At 53.3% G+C, this 18,147-nt stretch carries 22 protein-coding genes; 6 read left to right on the top strand and 16 right to left on the bottom strand.

Annotated elements, in window-relative coordinates:
- Positions 1 to 16: 16 nt before the first annotated feature.
- The 5 genes from RHJ31_RS05820 to cofH all read right to left on the bottom strand — a co-directional run bounded on the left by RHJ31_RS05820 (position 17) and on the right by cofH (position 5,596).
- Positions 17 to 547, bottom strand: a complete 531-nt coding sequence (locus RHJ31_RS05820; protein ID WP_149819084.1) for a YqhA family protein — start codon at positions 545 to 547, stop codon at positions 17 to 19.
- A gap of 126 nt (positions 548 to 673) precedes the next feature.
- The gene (gene leuB, locus RHJ31_RS05825) at positions 674 to 1,759 is read right to left on the bottom strand and encodes a 3-isopropylmalate dehydrogenase (protein ID WP_206200046.1); all 1,086 of its coding nucleotides are present in this window, start codon (positions 1,757 to 1,759) and stop codon (positions 674 to 676) included.
- A 57-nt stretch (positions 1,760 to 1,816) separates the two neighbouring features.
- A complete protein-coding gene (locus tag RHJ31_RS05830) occupies positions 1,817 to 2,731 on the bottom strand; it encodes a pentapeptide repeat-containing protein (RefSeq protein WP_302677693.1) in 915 nt (304 codons plus the stop codon).
- 58 nt (positions 2,732 to 2,789) lie between these two features.
- Positions 2,790 to 4,418, bottom strand: a complete 1,629-nt coding sequence (locus RHJ31_RS05835) for a DUF3352 domain-containing protein (protein ID WP_302677694.1) — start codon at positions 4,416 to 4,418, stop codon at positions 2,790 to 2,792.
- A complete protein-coding gene (cofH, locus tag RHJ31_RS05840) occupies positions 4,415 to 5,596 on the bottom strand; it encodes a 7,8-didemethyl-8-hydroxy-5-deazariboflavin synthase subunit CofH (RefSeq protein ID WP_302677695.1) in 1,182 nt (393 codons plus the stop codon). The genes RHJ31_RS05835 and cofH overlap by 4 nt, the downstream gene beginning before the upstream one ends.
- A 96-nt stretch (positions 5,597 to 5,692) precedes the next feature.
- Here cofH and RHJ31_RS05845 point away from each other — a divergent pair, with 96 nt between their 5' ends.
- Positions 5,693 to 5,995: a carbon dioxide-concentrating mechanism protein CcmK gene (locus RHJ31_RS05845; RefSeq protein WP_310445765.1), complete on the top strand. Its 303-nt coding sequence runs from the start codon at positions 5,693 to 5,695 to the stop codon at positions 5,993 to 5,995.
- Here RHJ31_RS05845 and RHJ31_RS05850 read toward each other — a convergent pair.
- The 7 genes from RHJ31_RS05850 to RHJ31_RS05880 are packed head-to-tail and all read right to left on the bottom strand — an operon-like array spanning position 5,913 to position 9,145.
- Positions 5,913 to 6,338 carry a hypothetical protein gene (locus tag RHJ31_RS05850; RefSeq protein WP_302677697.1) on the bottom strand — a complete coding sequence of 142 codons (426 nt, stop codon included), beginning with the start codon at positions 6,336 to 6,338 and terminating at the stop codon, positions 5,913 to 5,915. The two genes, RHJ31_RS05845 and RHJ31_RS05850, sit on opposite strands and share 83 nt — an antisense overlap.
- Positions 6,339 to 6,467 carry a hypothetical protein gene (locus RHJ31_RS05855; protein ID WP_255521451.1) on the bottom strand — a complete coding sequence of 43 codons (129 nt, stop codon included), beginning with the start codon at positions 6,465 to 6,467 and terminating at the stop codon, positions 6,339 to 6,341.
- A complete protein-coding gene (locus RHJ31_RS05860; RefSeq protein ID WP_302677699.1) occupies positions 6,460 to 6,618 on the bottom strand; it encodes a hypothetical protein in 159 nt (52 codons plus the stop codon). Before RHJ31_RS05860 ends, RHJ31_RS05855 begins: the two co-directional genes overlap by 8 nt.
- A 4-nt stretch (positions 6,619 to 6,622) precedes the next feature.
- Complete coding sequence (locus RHJ31_RS05865) at positions 6,623 to 7,018, bottom strand: Spy/CpxP family protein refolding chaperone (RefSeq protein WP_206200040.1); 396 nt, start codon at positions 7,016 to 7,018, stop codon at positions 6,623 to 6,625.
- A gap of 45 nt (positions 7,019 to 7,063) precedes the next feature.
- The gene (locus RHJ31_RS05870; protein WP_302677700.1) at positions 7,064 to 7,771 is read right to left on the bottom strand and encodes a GUN4 domain-containing protein; all 708 of its coding nucleotides are present in this window, start codon (positions 7,769 to 7,771) and stop codon (positions 7,064 to 7,066) included.
- Positions 7,747 to 8,292, bottom strand: a complete 546-nt coding sequence (rfaE2, locus tag RHJ31_RS05875; RefSeq protein WP_225901559.1) for a D-glycero-beta-D-manno-heptose 1-phosphate adenylyltransferase — start codon at positions 8,290 to 8,292, stop codon at positions 7,747 to 7,749. The genes RHJ31_RS05870 and rfaE2 overlap by 25 nt, the downstream gene beginning before the upstream one ends.
- Positions 8,276 to 9,145 carry a branched-chain amino acid ABC transporter permease gene (locus RHJ31_RS05880; RefSeq protein ID WP_302677701.1) on the bottom strand — a complete coding sequence of 290 codons (870 nt, stop codon included), beginning with the start codon at positions 9,143 to 9,145 and terminating at the stop codon, positions 8,276 to 8,278. Before RHJ31_RS05880 ends, rfaE2 begins: the two co-directional genes overlap by 17 nt.
- A gap of 343 nt (positions 9,146 to 9,488) precedes the next feature.
- Here RHJ31_RS05880 and RHJ31_RS05885 point away from each other — a divergent pair, with 343 nt between their 5' ends.
- The 5 genes from RHJ31_RS05885 to ychF all read left to right on the top strand — a co-directional run bounded on the left by RHJ31_RS05885 (position 9,489) and on the right by ychF (position 15,501).
- Positions 9,489 to 10,565, top strand: coding sequence for a glycosyltransferase family 4 protein (locus tag RHJ31_RS05885; protein ID WP_302677702.1), 1,077 nt, complete (start codon positions 9,489 to 9,491; stop codon positions 10,563 to 10,565).
- A gap of 59 nt (positions 10,566 to 10,624) precedes the next feature.
- Positions 10,625 to 11,983, top strand: a complete 1,359-nt coding sequence (locus RHJ31_RS05890; RefSeq protein ID WP_302677703.1) for a glycosyltransferase family 1 protein — start codon at positions 10,625 to 10,627, stop codon at positions 11,981 to 11,983.
- A 168-nt stretch (positions 11,984 to 12,151) separates the two neighbouring features.
- Complete coding sequence (locus tag RHJ31_RS05895; protein WP_206200036.1) at positions 12,152 to 12,649, top strand: DUF2085 domain-containing protein; 498 nt, start codon at positions 12,152 to 12,154, stop codon at positions 12,647 to 12,649.
- Between the two features lie 109 nt (positions 12,650 to 12,758).
- A complete protein-coding gene (glnA, locus tag RHJ31_RS05900) occupies positions 12,759 to 14,174 on the top strand; it encodes a type I glutamate--ammonia ligase (RefSeq protein ID WP_302677704.1) in 1,416 nt (471 codons plus the stop codon).
- 235 nt (positions 14,175 to 14,409) lie between these two features.
- On the top strand, positions 14,410 to 15,501 hold the full coding sequence (gene ychF, locus RHJ31_RS05905) for a redox-regulated ATPase YchF (RefSeq protein ID WP_302677705.1): 1,092 nt from the start codon (positions 14,410 to 14,412) through the stop codon (positions 15,499 to 15,501).
- A gap of 24 nt (positions 15,502 to 15,525) precedes the next feature.
- On the opposite strand, the gene RHJ31_RS05910 is transcribed toward ychF, so the two are convergent.
- From RHJ31_RS05910 to rodA, 4 genes are all read right to left on the bottom strand, one after another.
- Positions 15,526 to 15,978, bottom strand: coding sequence for a diacylglycerol kinase family protein (locus tag RHJ31_RS05910; protein WP_302677706.1), 453 nt, complete (start codon positions 15,976 to 15,978; stop codon positions 15,526 to 15,528).
- A 128-nt stretch (positions 15,979 to 16,106) separates the two neighbouring features.
- Entirely contained in the window at positions 16,107 to 16,595 is a 489-nt protein-coding gene (ybeY, locus tag RHJ31_RS05915; RefSeq protein ID WP_302677707.1) for an rRNA maturation RNase YbeY, read from the bottom strand.
- A 20-nt stretch (positions 16,596 to 16,615) separates the two neighbouring features.
- On the bottom strand, positions 16,616 to 16,783 hold the full coding sequence (locus tag RHJ31_RS05920; RefSeq protein WP_302677708.1) for a DUF3285 domain-containing protein: 168 nt from the start codon (positions 16,781 to 16,783) through the stop codon (positions 16,616 to 16,618).
- Between the two features lie 54 nt (positions 16,784 to 16,837).
- Positions 16,838 to 18,112: a rod shape-determining protein RodA gene (gene rodA / locus RHJ31_RS05925; protein ID WP_302677709.1), complete on the bottom strand. Its 1,275-nt coding sequence runs from the start codon at positions 18,110 to 18,112 to the stop codon at positions 16,838 to 16,840.
- Between the last annotated feature and the right edge of the window lie 35 nt (positions 18,113 to 18,147).

Below are 18,147 nucleotides of genomic sequence, written 5' to 3' on the forward strand. Positions count from 1 at the left end.
TGGAAACCCTAAGCATCTAGTGATGGGCTTCTGAACTGACGCGGTACATCAAGTATGTGCTGATGGCAATAATTAGAATTGCGGTGGCCAGATAGAGTAGGTCAAGGGGCGTTTTGACATTGAAGGCAATCAGTTGCTTAAAGAAAGTCACCACCAGAGCCATGACGATTGTTTTTAGCAGTTTATCCTTAAGCTGATCTAAGCTCTGAGCCTGCATCAGGGAAACATCAGTGGCGCGATCGCGAGCCAGACCCGCATCAATTTTAGAAATAAACAGTTCATAGATACCGAGGGCAAACAGCAACAAAATAATGCCAATTAAATACAAATCAATACCCGTGATGATGTAGCCAAGGGTTTTGATATAAATTGTGGAATCCCCATAATTGCGAAATTGGATGCCCAGCCCTAAAAGAATTTCATGACTGCCGAGAATAAATAGAGCAAAGGTACTGAGTAGGCTAAAAATGACGGGAATAATGACAAAAAGACGGAAATACCAGAGAAAAGGCTCAACAAGCCTCTCCAGTTGGGATAATCTTCGCATTACCAAGCGCACCAAAAGCTCCTAACATCCTAGCAGAGGCACTCGCCAATCAAAGAAGGTGGGAAATGTTGGGAGAGTAATAGCTAGGGGTTAGTAGTTGAAGATTACTAGCAAAGGAGTAGGAGCCTATTGGGATAATTCTTTAATCAAGAGGTTGCCCATTTCGCGACAGCCCACCAGCGTACAGCCCTCAGCCATTAAATCGCCAGTGCGGTAGCCTTGATCTAAAACAGCAGTAATCGCTTCTTCGATCGCTTGCGCTGCTGCTGGTTGGTTGAGGCCATAACGCAGCATCATGGCCGCACTGAGTACCATTGCCAAGGGATTCGCTTTGTCTTGGCCGGCAATGTCCGGTGCAGAACCATGAACCGGTTCAAATAGGCCCGGCCCCGATTCCCCTAGGCTGGCGGAGGGAAGCATACCAATACTGCCCGTGAGCATGGCAGCAATATCGGAGAGAATATCACCAAATAAGTTACTGGTGACAATTGTGTCAAACTGTTTCGGGGCGCGCACCAGTTGCATTGCGGCATTGTCCACATAGAGGTGGCTGAGTTCCACATCGGGATATTCAGCGCTAAGCGCAGTCAGGCGATCGCGCCACAGTTGGGAAACTTCAAGGACATTGGCTTTATCCACCGAGCAGAGTTTGCCCTGCCGTTTGCGAGCCGTTTCAAAGGCCACGTGGCCAATGCGATCAATTTCCGTGGCGGTGTAGGCCATCGTATTCACCCCCCGCTGCTCACCCGTTTCCGTGGTGAAAATACCGCGCGGTTGACCAAAGTAAATGCCGCCAGTCAGTTCACGCACCACCATGAGATCCACGCCGGCAATCACTTCCGGCTTCAGGGACGAGGCATGGAGCAGTTGCGGAAAAATCTTGGCGGGGCGTAAGTTAGCAAATAAACCCAGACCAGCGCGAAGGGCAAGTAATCCCGTCTCCGGGCGCAGATGACGGGGTAAGCTATCCCACTGCGTTCCGCCAATGGCGGCTAAAAGCACGGCATCACTTTGCCGACAGGTTTCCAGCGTTGCTGCTGGCAAGGGTTCCCCCACAGCATCAATGGCAGAGCCGCCCACAAGGGCAGGAATAAAGTCAAAGGCCAATTCAAAGCGAGGGGCGATCGCCTGTAACACATCGAGGGCAACAGCCGTAATTTCTGGACCAATACCATCCCCGGCCAAAACAGCAATGCGATACGTGGTTGCCATGCCTGTCTCAAAATCACCGATCTTCTAATCTACACCAGCAGCGGTCTTCCCTTGAGGCTATTCCGAGAGATAGCCATCCGGCAAAATCGCCTCGCTCATATCCACAGCACTGAGATCAACGCCATTGAGGCTGGCACCGGTAAGAATCGCTTCAATGAGATTGGCTCCCCGCAGATCGGCACCGCTGAGATTAGCCCCCATTAAGTTGGCACCAATGAGAATCGCGGAACTGAGATCGGCTCCCCGCAACAGTGCTTGGGCAAGGCTCACTCCCCGTAAATCGGCACCAACAAGATTGGCTTTGTCCAAACAGGCATGGCGTAAGTTGGCTTCTTTGAAGGCCACTTCCCGCAAATGGGCTTCCTCAAGACGGGCACGACGCAGATTCGCCCCAATCAGGACGGCTCGCTCTAAATTGGCTTGGTACAGATTGGTGGCACTGAGGTTGGCACCGCGCAAATTGGCCTGTACCAGTTGACTTTCCCGCAAGACGGCATCCGCAAGATCAGCGCCCCGCAGGTAGGCTTCCGTTAAGTTGGCACGGGTGAGGTTGGCACGTTCTAGCTCAGCAAGGGTAAGATCCGTGAGCGTCAAATTGGCATCCCGCAAAATGGCTTCACTGAGTTGGGCACCGGTGAGGTTGGCCTCGCTGAGATCGGCATTGGCAAGGTTGGCACGGCTGAGATCCGCCCCCGTCAGGTTGGCCTTGCGCAACGACACCCAGCGCAGATCGGCGCTGATTAAAATCACACCGCGCAGATCCGCCCCCCGCAAATCCGCCTGACTAAGATTCACGCCAGTGAGAATTGCCCCCCGCAAATCCGCCCCTTGCAGGTTCGTGCTCTGTAGGGCAGCATCGGTGAGATCGGCACGGGAAAGGTCAATGCCCGTCAAAATACACCGACTCAGGTTAGCACGGCGCAAGCGTACCCCCGCAAAGTCGCGATCGCCCACACTATATCGTTTCAGCAAAACATCTGGTTCCACAGTAATTCAGTCATGTCCTTCAGTAGCAAATCTGCGTCTAGTTTTAGGGTTCCCCCGGCGTTGGCTGAACCTCCGGTGGTGAGAGGGGTTTTAGGCGAATTCGAGCCATGTAGTGGGTAAACTGATTATCTCGCACCTGACTGGTAATGCCTAGGGCAGCAAAGGGTTGGAGCGATCGCGCCACTTCAGGTGCCAGTTCAGGCAAGAGCAAGTTATTTTGCAGTGACCCAAGGTTACTCAAATTCAGGTAGAACTGCGTGCCCTTGGGATGGGGCAGCACCGCACGATAGAGGGGAGAGTCGGCAAGGGAGCGCTCAGGGCGGGTACTCATATCCGTCAAAGGGCCGAGTCCCAAAAAGAGGGTCTGGTCATTCAGCCAACCATGCTGCCCCACCGGCAAACCTGGGGGAATACGCCAAGTGGTGATCGGTTGCGGTTCTGTTGCCGTTTGTTGTACTTGCCACCGTAGGCGATCGCGAATTTGGGTATCGAGTTGACTCAGGGTTTGACTGGCTTGGGGGCGATCGCTGGTCTGACTCAGAAAGAGCAAACTAGGGGCATTGCCTAGGGCGGGAACGGGCACAAAGGCGGCAGCAAATTCACCATCCATCCAAGGCACAAAGGCCTGTTGCCAATCAAGGCCCGTGAGATCTTTAACCGTATTGGCAATTGTTTCTTGAACAAAGACAGGGGTGTTCTGCCATAAATTCCGAAAGGAACCCGTACTGTAAAAGGCCAAGGTGGTCTCTGGCACCAGACGGCTCAGTTCACGGCTGTCACCTTCACTGAGAAGGGCTTGATCCGGTTGCGAACGCCACGTCACTGCCTCCAATTCGATTTGCTCAGGGGTCATGTCTGCGGTGAGCACTATCCCTTGCAGTTCCCGCGGCGGTTCAGGCAGACTTCCTTCAGGGGCGGCCATCTGACTGGCTAAAAAGGCGGGTAGGTTCAAATAAAGTTCCACCAAAGGGCGATGATCCGATAACCCTTTCACTGCCTGTTGATAGGTGGGCTGGCTGCCAATGCCGTTGTTGGCTTGGGCGGTGGCAATGACTTGTTGCAGGGCGCTCTGGTGCTGACTCCAAATGATGTAGGCCTGATTCTCATGCGTAATAAGGGCGATCGCGCCGCTATCGGGGTCAGGGAGAATCCCCTTGGCCTTGAAGATTTTCACGCCGTTGATTTCTGTGATCGGCTCGCCAATGACGCTTTGCAGCAGTTGCTCCCCCATCGGTACATTTAGGGTCGGCACAATCCAAACGTGGGGCGGTACCGGCAATTCTCTGACGGACTGTGGGGTAATGGGCAACAAGACCACTGTGGCTTGGTCACCAATAAACGGGCGCACATCCTTGAGGTAATCCAGTTGCGCCAGATTCACCCCCTCTGGCGAGAGCGGATCATAGCTGGGGTTCAACCAAGGTTGGGCTTGTAACAGGCCACTTTTGGCAAGGGCTTCCCAAGGCTTGGGATCCGTGGGTAAAGTGAGGGTCAGTAGGGCGCTATTGGGGGCGATCGCCATTCCGGGCGCGATCGGACGTTGACTAAACCGTTGCCACAGGAAGACCCCCGCAGCGGCGGCTGCCCCGACAATAACCACAGCAATACCACCCACCAGCCAAGGGCGGAACCGACGGGGAGACTGAACCGAAGGCTGAGATTCCGTGGTCATCGCAACTCTCCAACGGGATGGTAAAGTGTGGTGCGCTGACATGGGGTTCGCCCTAAGGAGCCAATTGCGGCCACCAGATCTGCTGGACTAACGCCCGTGCCCCCCTGCGCTCCAGCCACTGAGGTAATGTGTTCTTCCATCAGTGTTCCCCCCAAATCATTACAGCCCCAATTCAGGGCCATGGTTGCCCCCTCAAGACCCAGTTTGACCCAACTAGGCTGATGGTTCGGAATCCATCGCCCTAAAAACAACCGTGCCACTGCCGTGAGGACAAGTGTGGGTAATAACTGCGGTTGCGGGTGTCCTACCCATTGTCGCATTGCCTTGGGGGCAAGTTCCCCCACATAGGGCAGCAGAATAAACTCGGTAATTCGCGCGGGATAGTCGTGTTCCAAAGCCCTTTGCTGAAGTTGCTGTAGGTGTTGTAGGTGAGCCACCTGATCCGCTGGCGTTTCAATGTGACCGCAGAGCATTGTGCTGGTTGTCCATACCCCCAAACGATGGGCGGTTTCAACAATCTCTAGCCATGTCGCGGTGTTCATTTTCTCAGGACAGATTTTTGAGCGCACCCGATCCACCAACACCTCCGCAGCGGTACCGGGCATGGAGTCCACCCCAGTCTGATGCAGAACATCAATCACTTGGGCATAGGAGAGGCCATCCTCGCGGGCAATGAATTGAATTTCTTGGGGCGAAAAGGCGTGGAGATGGATTTCAGGAAAGGCCGTTTTAATGTCCCGCACGAGGGATTGGTAATAGCGCAAACTGGAGCCACATTCTTTAGCGGCTGGATTGAGTCCCCCCTGCATACAGATTTCTGTCGCCCCTTGGGCAACTGCATCAGCCACTTTGCTCAGGATCGTGTCAATGTCGAGCCAGTAGGCATCGGCAGCGGTGGCATCGCGACGAAAGGCACAAAAGCCACAGTGTTGCTCGCAGATATTCGTGAAGTTGATGTTGCGGTTGATCACATAGGTGACGGTGTCGCCTACCTGTTGTTGGCGCAGGCGATCGCTCGCGGTTTGTAGTGCCCTGAGGAGGGGGGGCAATGGTTCTTGAGGATCACTGCTTGCGGCTAAGGGAAGAGCGGCTGTCAAAAGGGTGAGGGCTTGTTGGGCAGAAATGCCATTGTTAGCAAGAGCCGCCTCTAGCTCAGCGATCGCCCCTATGGTCTGCATCGAATCTACTCCACCTTTAGGAAATTAGGTCACTCTTTCTTCAGCTTAAGCACAGCCCTTTTCTAAAATATGGGAGACGTGGAAGGGGGAATGGCAATGGCAGCAGAAGCGGTGGGCATGGTGCAGGTCTTGGGGTACCCGGCAGCCCTTGCTGTGGCCGATACCTTGGTCAAAGCGGCTCAGGTTACCCTTGTCAGTTGTGAGGGGATTGGTGCGGGTTATTGGACAGTGGTGATTCGGGGAGAGGTGGCGGACGTGAATGCAGCAGTTCGAGCAGCGCGATCGCTCAGTGGCCAGGAGGTCATTTCCCATCAGATTATTGGCCGTCCCGATGGCAATCTCGAACCGGTTTTACCGATTGTAGTCCCGCAGCAGCCACCCGAGGATTTTCTACTTTAAGGTGTTTTTTTAAGGTGTTTTGAATGGGCGGCTGAGGTAGGAGCCGTCGCACTGACCGTACTAGGCTATCAATGGCGGTAGCTGGAATAAAGTGAGCCGCATTATGCTTTGTTTGAAAACAACCTAGGGCAGCCTCTAGATCCCCTTCAGCACCAATCCATTCCCAAAACTGAGGAAAAGCGGTTTGAATGTCCGCTAAATCAATCGTCATTTTGTGGGTTTTGTCCCGCAGAAAGAGTTCAATGTTGCTATTCACCGTATGGCAATCGTCCCAACACACCTCTAAGGGGTCAGCATTGGCTGGCAAGTTGAGCAAGATGCCCTCGCGGTATGCTTTCATCATCTAGATGCCATAGCGCTGGCGGTAGCTGCGGGCAACACTGAGGTCATCCCGCCGCAGGTGAACGTCGTAGGCGCGATCGCCATAGGTTTGATCGAGTCGTCCCAAAAACCAAGAAAGGCGATTATCCACTTCTAATGTGGCGATCGGGGTAGGCCAAACGCGCCTCACCGAGCAGGAATGTCCGCGACTCATGGGCACTGCTGAAATTGGTGATGAAGGTGGAAGCTTTGGCAAACGTGACCGAACCGCAGCGACCGGTACAGAGGACAAAAACGTTCATAACGCTAGCGGGATCCTTGCAGTTGCTTCACTTGCTCAGGGGTGAGAATTGTCAGCATTTCGACGCGGGTATCCTGCATCACCTTCGAGAGTTGTGTCTTTTGATCAGGGCGCAATGAAACGGCGTCCATGGCTTCACCGGTAGATTTCCCCTGTTTGATGGCATTGCGAAAGATGCGCTGTTGGTCACGATCCAAAATTCTCAGGATGCGATCGTTGGTGCGCAGGGTAAGGCGCAGCACCGCCTGTTTTTGCTCAACACTGAGATTGAGTTTTTTCATTTGCTCAGCGGTCAATAGGCCGCCACTGGTTTGAGCCATCACCTGAGGTGGAATGACTGTGCCACTGATGCCAATAATCAAGGCGATCGCCACCATGAATCGCTGAATATTCTTTTTCATCGCTGCCACCTCACCACTGGTGCTACGCTTGTTGCTACCCCTATTCTAGGTTGTCCAAGCGGGATGATTGAGAAGAGCGTTGATCACCTGTACACCCCGCAGTTGATTGGTCAGGGGTAAATGGCCGCGCGGGGCACTCAAGTCCCAGATAAATTCATTCGGATAGCGCGGCCACCGCTTGCCCTGCCGCCAGCCAATTTTCTCCCACAGCCGATCCCAGTTTTGACCGCAGCCTAGCCACAGTTGCCGTTGCACCGAATAGCCAAAGCGGCCTAGGGAAAAGGCCAGCCATAGCTGATCAATGGTTTGCAAATCCACAATTGGCAACTGCTCCACCTCGGTGAAATACAGCCAGCGGCGTTTTTGTGCCATCGGGCCTGCCAGTTCACAGAGCTTTTGGCTGGTTAGGCGATCGGCGGCTTCAAATTTTTCGGCCACTAGGAGTTCAGCCAGTTCTCGATAGTCCACCCCGCGATCGGAGCGCAGCGGGATCACCCCTTGGGGATAGTGTTGTTGCAAAAAGGCTTGCACAGAGGCTTCTGGGCTGTGGAATAGAAGACGATAGGCCTGACCGCGAATCCAAGGGGCGGGTGGGGGGGAAAAGGTGGCACTGTCTTTGAGGAATTCCTGCAAGAGGTGATAGCCTTCACTGCCTGCCGTACTCAGGGTGGTCATGGCGGCCAGTTGGGATTTTTCGTTGCCGTTGTACAACTGCTCCCGTAAATCGGCTAAGGCTGGTTCTGTGGTGACCATGCGCCCGGTGACTCCTCCCCATGCAACTCTAAAATGCGTTGGACGATCGCCGTTGTCGAACTGGGAACCTCTACTTGAATGAGTTCAATGCGACCACCATAGCGCTGCACAGCCGCCGCTTCCGGTAGGGTCTCCAGTTGGTAATCGCCCCCCTTGACGTAGATCTCCGGTTGGAGAACCTCGATCAGGGTCGTGGCAGTGCGATCGCTAAATAGCAGCACCGCATCTACTGATCGTAAACTAGCCAGCACCTCTGCCCGCTGCTGTTCGGGAATAATTGGCCGTTTTGGCTTTAGAGTTGCCACCGAGCGATCGCTATTCAACCCCACCACCAAGCGTTTACCCAGGGCACGGGCTGCCGCCAGATAGCGCACATGACCCGCATGGATCAGGTCAAAACAGCCATTGGTAAACACCAAAGGGCGCCAGTCTTGGGGCGCAGCATTGATGGTAGCCACAAGGGCTTCAAGGGTGTAAAGGTTCAGGGGACTTCTCCTAAGAACACTAACTGAGTGTGCCACGAAATAGCCCTTGGGGACGTACTAAAAGCACCGCCATCATGATCACTAGGGCAACGGCCAGCTTGTATTCAGAAGGAATCATCAGGGTACTCATCTCCTGAGCCACGCCAATAATCAGGGCGCCAGCGATCGCCCCGTAGGGATTGCCAATGCCACCGAGAATCACACTGGCAAAGAGGGGCAAGATCAAAAACCAGCCCATCGTTGGCCGCACAGCCGTAATCAGGCCATAGAGACCCCCGGCCACCCCCGTGAGCACCCCCGCCAAGAGCCAAGTACACAGCACCACCCACTCAACATCAATCCCCGAAACCCGCGCTAAATCTAAATCATCTGCCACCGCTCGCATGGCTTTGCCCACCTTGGTGCGTTGCAGGATCACATGCACAGTAGCGATCGCCACCACTGCCAAAATCATGACAATCACCTTCGCGTAAATAATTTTCACGCCCCAAAAATCAAGGGCAGGCATCACTGGCAGCCGATAGGTTTGGTTTTCACTGCCCCAGATGAGAATCACGGCATTGCGCAGCAGAAACGACAGACCAATGGAAATAATAATCAGTGTTGTGGAAGTTGCGCGGCGATCGCGCATTGGCTGCCACAGGAGCTTCTCACTCAGGAGCATTAACCCTGCCGTTCCCAAGCCACCGATCGCCATTGAGAGCCAAATATCCAGTCCTGTTGCATTAGCCACCAGCGTTAGGTAGGCTCCCGCCGTCATAAAGTCGCCGTGGGCAAAATTGGGCAGGCGCAAAATCCCAAATGTGAGCGTCAAACCCACTGCTGCGAGGGCAATAATACTGCCCACCGCCAATCCGTTAACAAAGAGTTGAATCAGTTGAATATCCATGAACGATTGCGACTAAAATTTGAGAAAACGTGAAAGGGGCAGCACCTGCTCATAGAATAGCGATCAGTGGGGTGTTTAGACGAGAGCATTTTCTCTCACTGGAAAAAGTGAGTTCTATCTCGAAAGCTTCAAGCCAAACCCAAGATTATATCTTGATTTATACTGCCAAAATGTAGCGACAATAACAAATAATAGTACGGATTCCCGAAGTTTCAGGTAGGGATTTACCCCCTTGGTCTTTTTCAGTGAGATTGCGTACCGTTGAGGCAGCCATGCTGCTGAGTCAATCGCGCGATTAGCATCAAGGCAGCGGTGACCAACCGTATTGTTCGAGGAGGCTTGTATGCGCATTGCTCAAATCGCTCCCCTGTGGGAACGGGTACCGCCGCCAGCCTACGGGGGTGTGGAGTTGGTGGTGAGTCTGCTCACAGAAGAGTTAGTCAAGCGAGGGCACGAGGTCACGCTGTTTGCCAGTGGCGATTCTATTACCCAAGCCAAATTGGTTTCTACCTATCCCCACGCCATTCGCCTCGATCCCAATGTGCAGGAATATGCCGTCTATGAAGCCCTGCAACTGGGAGAAGTCTTTAGTCGCGCCAATGAATTTGATGTCATCCATTCCCATGTGGGCTATACGGCTTTACCCTACGCCAGTCTGGTGAAAACACCCGTTGTTCACACGCTCCATGGTCGCTTTACGACGGATAATGAGCGCATTTTCAGCCAATATCGCAACCAAAACTATGTCAGTATTTCCCATTCCCAGCGGCAACTACGGGATTTGAACTACATTGCCACGGTCTATAACGCCATTGCCGTGGAAACCCATCACTTCTATCCCCAGCCCAGCGATCCACCCTATTTGGCCTTCTTGGGACGGCTCTCCCCGGAAAAAGGCCCTCACCATGCCATTGAAATTGCTAAGCGAGTGGGCATCCCCCTGCGGATGGCTGGCAAAGTGGATCGGGTGGATCGCGACTACTTCAAGGAATTGATTGAACCCCACATTGATGGTGAATTGATCCAATTTATCGGCGAAGCAGATCATCCAACCAAAAATGCTCTCCTAGGTGGAGCGATCGCCATGCTCTTTCCGATTACGTGGCAGGAACCCTTTGGCCTAGTGATGATTGAGTCCATGGCAGCCGGTACGCCAGTGGTGGCGATCGCCAAGGGGGCAGCGCCTGAAGTGATTGAGCACGGCAAAACCGGTTTTCTGTGTCACTCCGTTGACGAATGTGTGGCGGCTGTTGCCCAAGTGCCGCAACTGGATCGCATGGCCTGTCGAGACTATGTTTGGCAGCGGTTCAGTGTTGAACGGATGGTGAGCGAGTATGAAGCAGTTTATGATACCGTTCTCGCCGACACCTTTGTCCATAATGGACATCGTAGGGGGACGATTGAACTGCTGGCCAGTTAAGTGTATCCCTGAACCCTGTGCAAAAGTGTTTTTTTGACCGTTATTCAAAAGGTGTATTTATGCAAGCATTATCAACCCGTACAGCAAAAAATACACTTCCTCGGGCGTTTGCCATGCCCCAACCGCAGGTGCCTGCCCGTCAACCCATTGCCTTGATTTCTGTGCATGGGGATCCCGCCGCTGATGTCGGCCATGAATCCGCCGGTGGTCAAAATATCTATGTACGGCAATTGGGGGAAGCCCTCGCGGCAGCCGGGTGGCACGTGGATATGTTTACCCGCAAAATTCATCCCGATGACCCCAATGTCATTGAGCACAGTCCCCACTGTCGCACCATTCGCCTCGAGGCAGGGTCTTTGACCTATATTCCGCGTGAGAAACTCTTTGAGACCTTGCCGAAGTTTGTCGAAGCCTTCAAGGCTTACCATGCCAAATATGGCTATCCCCTGATCCACACCAATTACTGGCTCTCTGGCTGGGTGGGTTGGCAGTTGCGTCAGGAGTTGAATTTCCAATGGCTGCACACCTACCATTCCTTGGGGGTGGTGAAATATCAAGTGGCTTCTGAGCAAGCCCAACGGGATGAAACCCGCCTCATGGTGGAAAAAGCCATCCTTGAAAATGCCGACTGTGTGATTGTGACTAGCCCCCAAGAGGAAGCTTACCTACGGCGTTGGGTCTCCAAGGCAGGGCAAACACGTCTGATTCCCTGTGGCACGAATTTGCATCTCTTTTACCCCGTGGCCGATGCCCGTGCCCAACTGAATTTGCCTGCCGATGAGCCGATTGTGCTCTATGTGGGTCGCTTTGATCGCCGCAAAGGGATTGAAACGCTGGTGGCAGCGATGGCTCAGGTACCCCAAGGGCGGTTACTGCTTGTGGGGGGGAGTGATCCGCAGCGCAGTGATGGTGCCGAACGGCGGCGCATTGAAGGATTAGTGCAGGAGTACAACTTGGGCGATCGCGTGACCTTTGTCGGGCAAATTGACCATGAGCGCTTGGCGGTTTACTACAGTGCTGCCAATGTCTGCGTTGTGCCCAGCTACTATGAACCCTTTGGCTTGGTGGCCATTGAAGCCATGGCCTGTGGCACGCCGGTGATTGCTTCTGCGGTTGGGGGTCTGCAATTCACGGTGATTCCCGAAAAAACAGGGCTACTGGTGCCGCCTCAGGATGCTCCTGCCTTGGCCAAGGCCATTCAGCGTATCTTGGCTAATCCAGCTTGGGCGCGTACCCTTGGGGAAAATGGCCGCGAGCGGGTGCAAGCCCTCTTCAACTGGGAAGCGATCGCCCTCCAGATGGGGCAACTGTACCGGCAACTCTTTGCTGCCTCCCTCATGGGGAATTCACCGCGCTTAGAGACGGTTAAGAACACAGCCCCACTGACAACCGTGACCAAAGCTGCCTTAGCCTCCTAAGCTTCTTAATGACGTGGCAGAGTGGTTGAGGACAAGATTAAGCAGCATTCCCGTGTGGAGGGATCATCTCTATCTCGCCGCTCTGCCCAATTACTGATTGCCCTTGCTGTGAACAATTTGTTAAATTCTAGGGGGTTGTTTATCATTTTGTATCATTTCTAACATCCAATGGTGCGGTGGCGATCGCTTTCTCCTCTATGGCCTGATGTCATTCTGGCGGCACTGATTCTAGGTCCTTTGTTTGCGCCTTTCTTGGCCGCTAGTCATTTTCTTTTCTTGCCTAAAATTGCCCACATTATCTACACGATGGGCAATCATGTATGTCCACAGCCAGAAATGGGCTTGATGCTCGCTCCCCCTTGGAAAATGGCGGTGTGCATGCGCTGCTATGGCACCCTTTTGGGCGTTCTCCTCACCCGTTGGTGGATTGAGCGTTCCACCACTGCCCGCGAGTGGTACTGGCTGCCGCAGTATGGTCTGGGGGGCTTTTTAGTGGCGGTGTTGTTAATGCTGTTTTATCCCCTTGAGTGGGCACTGCAACACTATGGCGTCTGGGGCTATTCCAATTGGATTGTCTTTCCCTTTGGGGCGATCGCGGGACTGGGCTTGGGATTACTGATCATGCCCCTGTTATATCCCAAACAGCGCCTTGCTACCTCCCGCTAGGGAGCAAACACCGAAATTTTGGTAGCCTCCGATACAAAAATTAACTGGGGCAACTTTCTACCATAGATTGTCGCTGTGGTGCGCCCAATACAGAAGGAGTAACCTATACATGGCAACGCCCCAAGAAATCTTGAATTTGATCAACAGCAAGTACGAGCTCATCGACTTGAAATTTATTGACATGCCCGGCACGTGGCAACACCTGACGGTTCACAAGAGCCAAATTGACGAACGTTCATTTACCGACGGTGTGCCCTTCGACGGCTCCAGTATTCGCGGTTGGAAAGCGATCAACGAATCCGACATGGTGATGGTGCCGGATCCGGATACGGCGTGGGAAGACCCCTTCATGAAAGAACCCACCCTGAGCATGATTTGCACCATCAAAGATCCGCGCACCGGAGAACTCTACGATCGCTGCCCGCGCTCCATTGCCACCCGTGCCATTGAGTACCTAAAAGCCACCGGCATTGGCGATACGGCTTACTTTGGCCCCGAAGCCGAGTTCTTTGTTTTCGATGACGTTCGCTACGACCAAAACCAAAAGTCTGGCTACTACTACGTTGATAGTATTGAAGGTCTTTGGAACACTGGCCGCGAAGAAGAAGGGGGCAACCTCGGCTACAAAATCCGTAGCAAAGAGGGCTACTTCCCCGTTGCGCCCACAGATACGCTGCAAGACCTGCGCACAGAAATGCTCTTGACGATGGCCAAGTGCGGTGTACCCATTGAAAAACATCACCACGAAGTGGCCACAGCCGGTCAGTGCGAGCTGGGTTTCCGCTTTGGCACCCTCATTCAAGCCGCCGACTGGCTGATGACCTATAAGTACTGTGTCAAGAATGTTGCCCGCAAGCATGGCAAAGTGGCAACCTTTATGCCCAAGCCTGTCTTCAACGACAATGGTTCGGGGATGCACACCCACCAGTCGATTTGGAAAGATGGTCAGCCCCTGTTCTGGGGCGAGGGCTACGCCAATTTGAGCCAAATTGCCCTCTGGTACATTGGTGGTATTCTCAAGCACGCTCCAGCGCTGTTGGCCTTTACCAACCCGACAACGAACTCCTACAAACGACTGGTTCCCGGCTTTGAAGCCCCCGTGAACCTTGCCTATTCCCAAGGCAACCGCTCTGCCTCTGTGCGGATTCCTCTCACTGGTCCCAATCCCAAAGCGAAGCGCCTAGAGTTTCGTTGCCCCGATGCCACAAGTAACCCCTACCTTGCCTTTGCGGCGATGCTGTGTGCAGGGATTGATGGCATCAAGAATCAAATTGATCCGGGTAGCCCCTTGGATGTTGATATCTATGACCTCAGCCCCGAAGAACTGGCCAAAATTCCCTCCACCCCCGGTTCACTCATGGCGGCTCTGGAAAACCTGCAAAAGGATCATAGCTTCCTCACAGCAGGCGGTGTCTTTAGCGAAGACTTTATCCTCAACTGGATTCAGTACAAGCTGGACACAGAAGTGATTCCCATGTCCCTGCGTCCTCACCCCTATGAATTCACCCTCTACTTTGATGCCTAGGGCAGTGAATCGCTAGAGCCTTGCATTTAGGGATATAGCACTTAGAGGCACTCATCAAGGGTTGCCTCTTTTATTTTTGCTGCCGATTCTTCTCTAACAGCGGTTTTGGGTGTGCCCGTAGTTGCCTAGGGCTGGAATTTCTGATAAGTTGGAGTGTTATTAAAAATTAACATTCCCATTTTTGGGTGTCATGTTTGGGAAAAGTCTTTCCTTAAGAATGAGGTTGTAGGGTCTGATGCTACGCGCGGGAATTGTCGGCCTACCGAATGTGGGCAAATCAACGCTGTTTAATGCCCTTGTGGCCAATGCTAAGGCCGAGGCGGCCAATTTTCCGTTTTGTACGATTGAACCCAATGTCGGTGTGGTGGCCGTCCCCGATGAACGGCTGGAGGTATTGGCAAAAATTTCCCAATCAGCGCAGATCGTGCCGACGCGGGTGGAGTTTGTGGATATTGCGGGTTTGGTGAAGGGAGCCAGTAAAGGGGAAGGATTGGGCAACCAGTTCTTGGCAAATATTCGCGAGGTGGATGCCATTGTTCACGTGGTGCGCTGCTTTGAAGATGAAGATATTGTCCACGTGGCAGGTCGCGTCAATCCTGTCGAGGATATTGCGGTCATTAACTTAGAGTTGGCACTGGCGGATTTAGCGCAAATCGAAAAGCGTATTGAACGTACCCGTAAGGCAGCGCGATCGCAAAAAGAGGCACAGATTGAACTCACGGCTCTTGAAAAGCTCCTTGGTGTGCTCAATGAGGGACAGCCGGCTCGTCTGTGTCAACTGACGGAGGACGAAGAAGCCGCCATTCGCTTTCTGGGATTGCTCACCCGTAAGCCCGTGATCTATGCCGCTAATGTGGCTGAGCAGGATTTGGCCACTGGCAATGAATGGACAAGGGCGGTTCAGGAGATTGCCCGGCAGGAGGGGGCGGAGGTGGTGATTGTCTCGGCTCAGGTGGAGGCTGAACTTGTGGATTTGCCCGAGGGCGATCGCGCCGAGTATCTCGCCAGTCTTGGCGTCAGTGAAGGGGGCTTGCGATCGCTGATTCGTTCTACCTATAAACTACTGGGTCTGCGAACTTTCTTTACTACCGGCTCCAAGGAAACCCGAGCATGGACGATTCCGGCCGGTGCCAAGGCACCCCAAGCAGCGGGCGTCATTCACAGTGACTTTGAGCGGGGCTTTATTCGCGCTGAGACAGTGAGCTACGCAGACCTAGTGGCCTGTCAGTCCATGACGGTAGCTAAGGAAAAGGGTCTAGTGCGCAGTGAAGGCAAAGATTATGTTGTGCAGGAGGGGGATGTGATGCTCTTCCGCTTCAACGTTTAGTGGCTCCCCCCGATTTATGACAATTTATAACAACGTTCCGACAATGGGGTAAACCAAGGGGGGCACAATTAAGGCCATCGCCACCCCCACCGCTGCGATCGCACTGAGCAGAACCGCACCAGCGGCACAATCTTTGGCAATGCGGGCAAGCTCGTGATATTCCTTGCCAACGGTGAGATCCACCACCGCTTCAAGAGCCGTATTCAGCAGCTCTAGCCCCATGACCATCCCAATCGTGAGCAAAATCACTGCCACCTCAACGGGGGGAAGTTTTAGCAAACCACTGAGGGCGATCGCGCTAAGACCAACTGCGGTGTGAATCCGAAAATTGCGCTGAGTCTGAAAGGTATAGACCACCCCCGCCCATGCATAACGGAAACTATTCAGTAAAGAGGGCGCCACACGGTAGGAGCGCTGTCGCAGTATGGTTATCCCTGATGTTTTCTCAGCGTAGGTGGCAAGAACTTTTTGTGTCATAACGTTATCCATCACACCAAACATTGGTCTTTAAGTGTTGACGCTGGATTCCATACACCTTAAAAAGTTTTTCAAAAAATTTGGCTGTTAACGCCTCCCATTTAAGCACATCCTTTGGGATTTCGTTCCTATGGATTATCGGCAGAATAGGGAGGGGTAAGACCCACTGCCCTAAGACACTCAGCCTGCTGGGCAAGCATGCGCGCCAATTGCGTCTCATCGGGATGATCCCAGCCCAAAAGATGGAGTAGGCCATGGCAAGCCAGCCAAGTCACTTCTATGGATAGAGAATACCCCCTTTCCCTGGCTTGCTTTCGGGCAGTGTCGCCAGAAATAATGATGTCGCCAAGGTATTCAGGTTCCTCTAGGGGCAGCGGCAGAGCGTCATCGCGGGTGGCAAAGGCGAGTACATCCGTAGGGGTGTCGCGATCGCGATACTGATGATTAAGTACCTGAATTTCAGCATCCGTCGTCAAACGCAGTGTTACCTCATAGGCCTTACCTTGGTTTGGTTCAACCATGGCAATCCACGTGCGAAACCACACTTGCCAAGGAAGGGCGGCTATCTCATCGCTCAGGGAAGGATCGTGAAGTTCTAGATAGACGGTAACCGTCATGCATTTTTTCTGCGTTCTCACTAGCGGGTGAGGTAGGACAAGCCCACCAACAACGCCAACAGACCGATACTCGTGAGGGCAAAATGGATCAGAGATTTGCCCCCCTTGCGCACCATGTTCCGCATGGCCAATTTGACATAACTGGGCTGCTCGACAGGGGAGGACGTGGGTTCTGGGGACTCGCTCATGGGATTTCACTGCTATTGGCAATCTTCATGAATTTTAACAAAGAGTGCTTGACTTCAGTAGCGCGATCGCGGGCGATGATTGGCCACCGATTGCACCAAGCCCAAACCAATATAGGTTGCCAAAAGGGCAGAACGACCATAGCTGAGGAAGGGCAAGGGAATGCCTGTCACAGGAAATAGGTTCATGGTCATGCCGATATTGACCACCGCTTGGAACATCAACATGGCAAAAAGACCGATCGCCAGCAGCGAGCCGAAATCATTGCGGGCACTATTGGCAATTTGCAATAGCCGCAGGCCAATCAACCAAAACAGTCCCAAAACCAGCAGCCCCCCCAAAAAGCCTAATTCCTCACCGATGACGGAAAAAATAAAGTCCGTGTGCTGCTCAGGGATAAACCCCAACTGTGTCTGTGTCCCGTGAAACAGACCTCGCCCCCACAGTCCACCCGCACCAATGGCAATGCGGGACTGAATCAGGTGATAGCCCGCTCCCAAGGGGTCCTTATCGGGATCTAAAAACATTAAGAGGCGATCCTTTTGATAGTCCTTCAGCACACTCCACAGCAACTGTCCTAGACCGGCACCTGAAAGGTTCAAAACAATGCCGCCGATCGCCCCAATCCACCCCAAGGGCAGGTTTTGCCATGCCACAACCCCCATCCCTAATGTCCACAAAAACCACAGCACCAAATTCAGTTCATAGGGCAGGGGTAGGGCAAAGAGAATCGCCGCCACCAAAGGGGAGAGCATGAGCACAATCCAGCCCAAACGGGCATTGGCCCAATAGAGCATGCCCAAGGTGATGGCGCCAAAAACAAGGGAGGTCCCCAGATCAGGTTCGGATAAAATCAACCCTAGGGGCAAGACCGTTACCGCAAACACCCGTAGAATGCCGCTGAGGCCATTGGCAGGCACCCGCTGGAGTAGGGCAGCTTGGGTGAGGATGATCGAGATTTTGGCAAATTCTGAAGGCTGGAGGTTAAAGCCCGCAATGGGCAGCCAACTTTGGGCACCGTTAGCTTCAACACCAAATAAGCTTACAGCTAGTAGGAGGGCACAACTGATACCATAGACCCACCAATGGACTGAGATAAAGACCGATGTCGGCACCCGTGCCAGTAGGAAAAGCAAAATCGTCCCCACGCTCGCGATCGCCAGATGTTGGAAGCCATCCTTTTCGCCAATGTGCAGCTCGGCACTGTGAATGGCCACTGCCCCCAACAGCGTAATCAGCCATACGGCAATTAAAAGGAGCCAATCCATCCCCCGCCAAGGGTGGAGCCAAGCAGACCAGCGGCGTTGCCATAGCCGAGTTGTCCAAAACATCGCCCAATATCCTTCGTTCGCACTAGGCTGGAACA

Origin of the sequence: Thermosynechococcus sp. JY1331 (assembly GCF_031583475.1) — a bacterium.
Taxonomy (GTDB): Bacteria; Cyanobacteriota; Cyanobacteriia; order Thermosynechococcales; family Thermosynechococcaceae; genus Thermosynechococcus.

What these genes read in the sequence shown, in the direction of transcription:
- RHJ31_RS05820 (WP_149819084.1), bottom strand. Translation starts at nt 547, where the DNA reads ATGCGAAGATTATCCCAACTGGAGAGGCTTGTTGAGCCTTTTCTCTGG.
- leuB (WP_206200046.1), bottom strand. Translation starts at nt 1,759, where the DNA reads ATGGCAACCACGTATCGCATTGCTGTTTTGGCCGGGGATGGTATTGGT.
- RHJ31_RS05835 (WP_302677694.1), bottom strand. Translation starts at nt 4,418, where the DNA reads ATGACCACGGAATCTCAGCCTTCGGTTCAGTCTCCCCGTCGGTTCCGC.
- cofH (WP_302677695.1), bottom strand. Translation starts at nt 5,596, where the DNA reads ATGCAGACCATAGGGGCGATCGCTGAGCTAGAGGCGGCTCTTGCTAAC.
- RHJ31_RS05845 (WP_310445765.1), top strand. Translation starts at nt 5,693, where the DNA reads ATGGCAGCAGAAGCGGTGGGCATGGTGCAGGTCTTGGGGTACCCGGCA.
- RHJ31_RS05850 (WP_302677697.1), bottom strand. Translation starts at nt 6,338, where the DNA reads ATGATGAAAGCATACCGCGAGGGCATCTTGCTCAACTTGCCAGCCAAT.
- RHJ31_RS05860 (WP_302677699.1), bottom strand. Translation starts at nt 6,618, where the DNA reads ATGAACGTTTTTGTCCTCTGTACCGGTCGCTGCGGTTCGGTCACGTTT.
- RHJ31_RS05865 (WP_206200040.1), bottom strand. Translation starts at nt 7,018, where the DNA reads ATGAAAAAGAATATTCAGCGATTCATGGTGGCGATCGCCTTGATTATT.
- RHJ31_RS05870 (WP_302677700.1), bottom strand. Translation starts at nt 7,771, where the DNA reads ATGGTCACCACAGAACCAGCCTTAGCCGATTTACGGGAGCAGTTGTAC.
- RHJ31_RS05880 (WP_302677701.1), bottom strand. Translation starts at nt 9,145, where the DNA reads ATGGATATTCAACTGATTCAACTCTTTGTTAACGGATTGGCGGTGGGC.
- RHJ31_RS05885 (WP_302677702.1), top strand. Translation starts at nt 9,489, where the DNA reads ATGCGCATTGCTCAAATCGCTCCCCTGTGGGAACGGGTACCGCCGCCA.
- RHJ31_RS05890 (WP_302677703.1), top strand. Translation starts at nt 10,625, where the DNA reads ATGCAAGCATTATCAACCCGTACAGCAAAAAATACACTTCCTCGGGCG.
- RHJ31_RS05895 (WP_206200036.1), top strand. Translation starts at nt 12,152, where the DNA reads ATGGTGCGGTGGCGATCGCTTTCTCCTCTATGGCCTGATGTCATTCTG.
- glnA (WP_302677704.1), top strand. Translation starts at nt 12,759, where the DNA reads ATGGCAACGCCCCAAGAAATCTTGAATTTGATCAACAGCAAGTACGAG.
- ychF (WP_302677705.1), top strand. Translation starts at nt 14,410, where the DNA reads ATGCTACGCGCGGGAATTGTCGGCCTACCGAATGTGGGCAAATCAACG.
- RHJ31_RS05910 (WP_302677706.1), bottom strand. Translation starts at nt 15,978, where the DNA reads ATGACACAAAAAGTTCTTGCCACCTACGCTGAGAAAACATCAGGGATA.
- ybeY (WP_302677707.1), bottom strand. Translation starts at nt 16,595, where the DNA reads ATGACGGTTACCGTCTATCTAGAACTTCACGATCCTTCCCTGAGCGAT.
- RHJ31_RS05920 (WP_302677708.1), bottom strand. Translation starts at nt 16,783, where the DNA reads ATGAGCGAGTCCCCAGAACCCACGTCCTCCCCTGTCGAGCAGCCCAGT.
- rodA (WP_302677709.1), bottom strand. Translation starts at nt 18,112, where the DNA reads ATGTTTTGGACAACTCGGCTATGGCAACGCCGCTGGTCTGCTTGGCTC.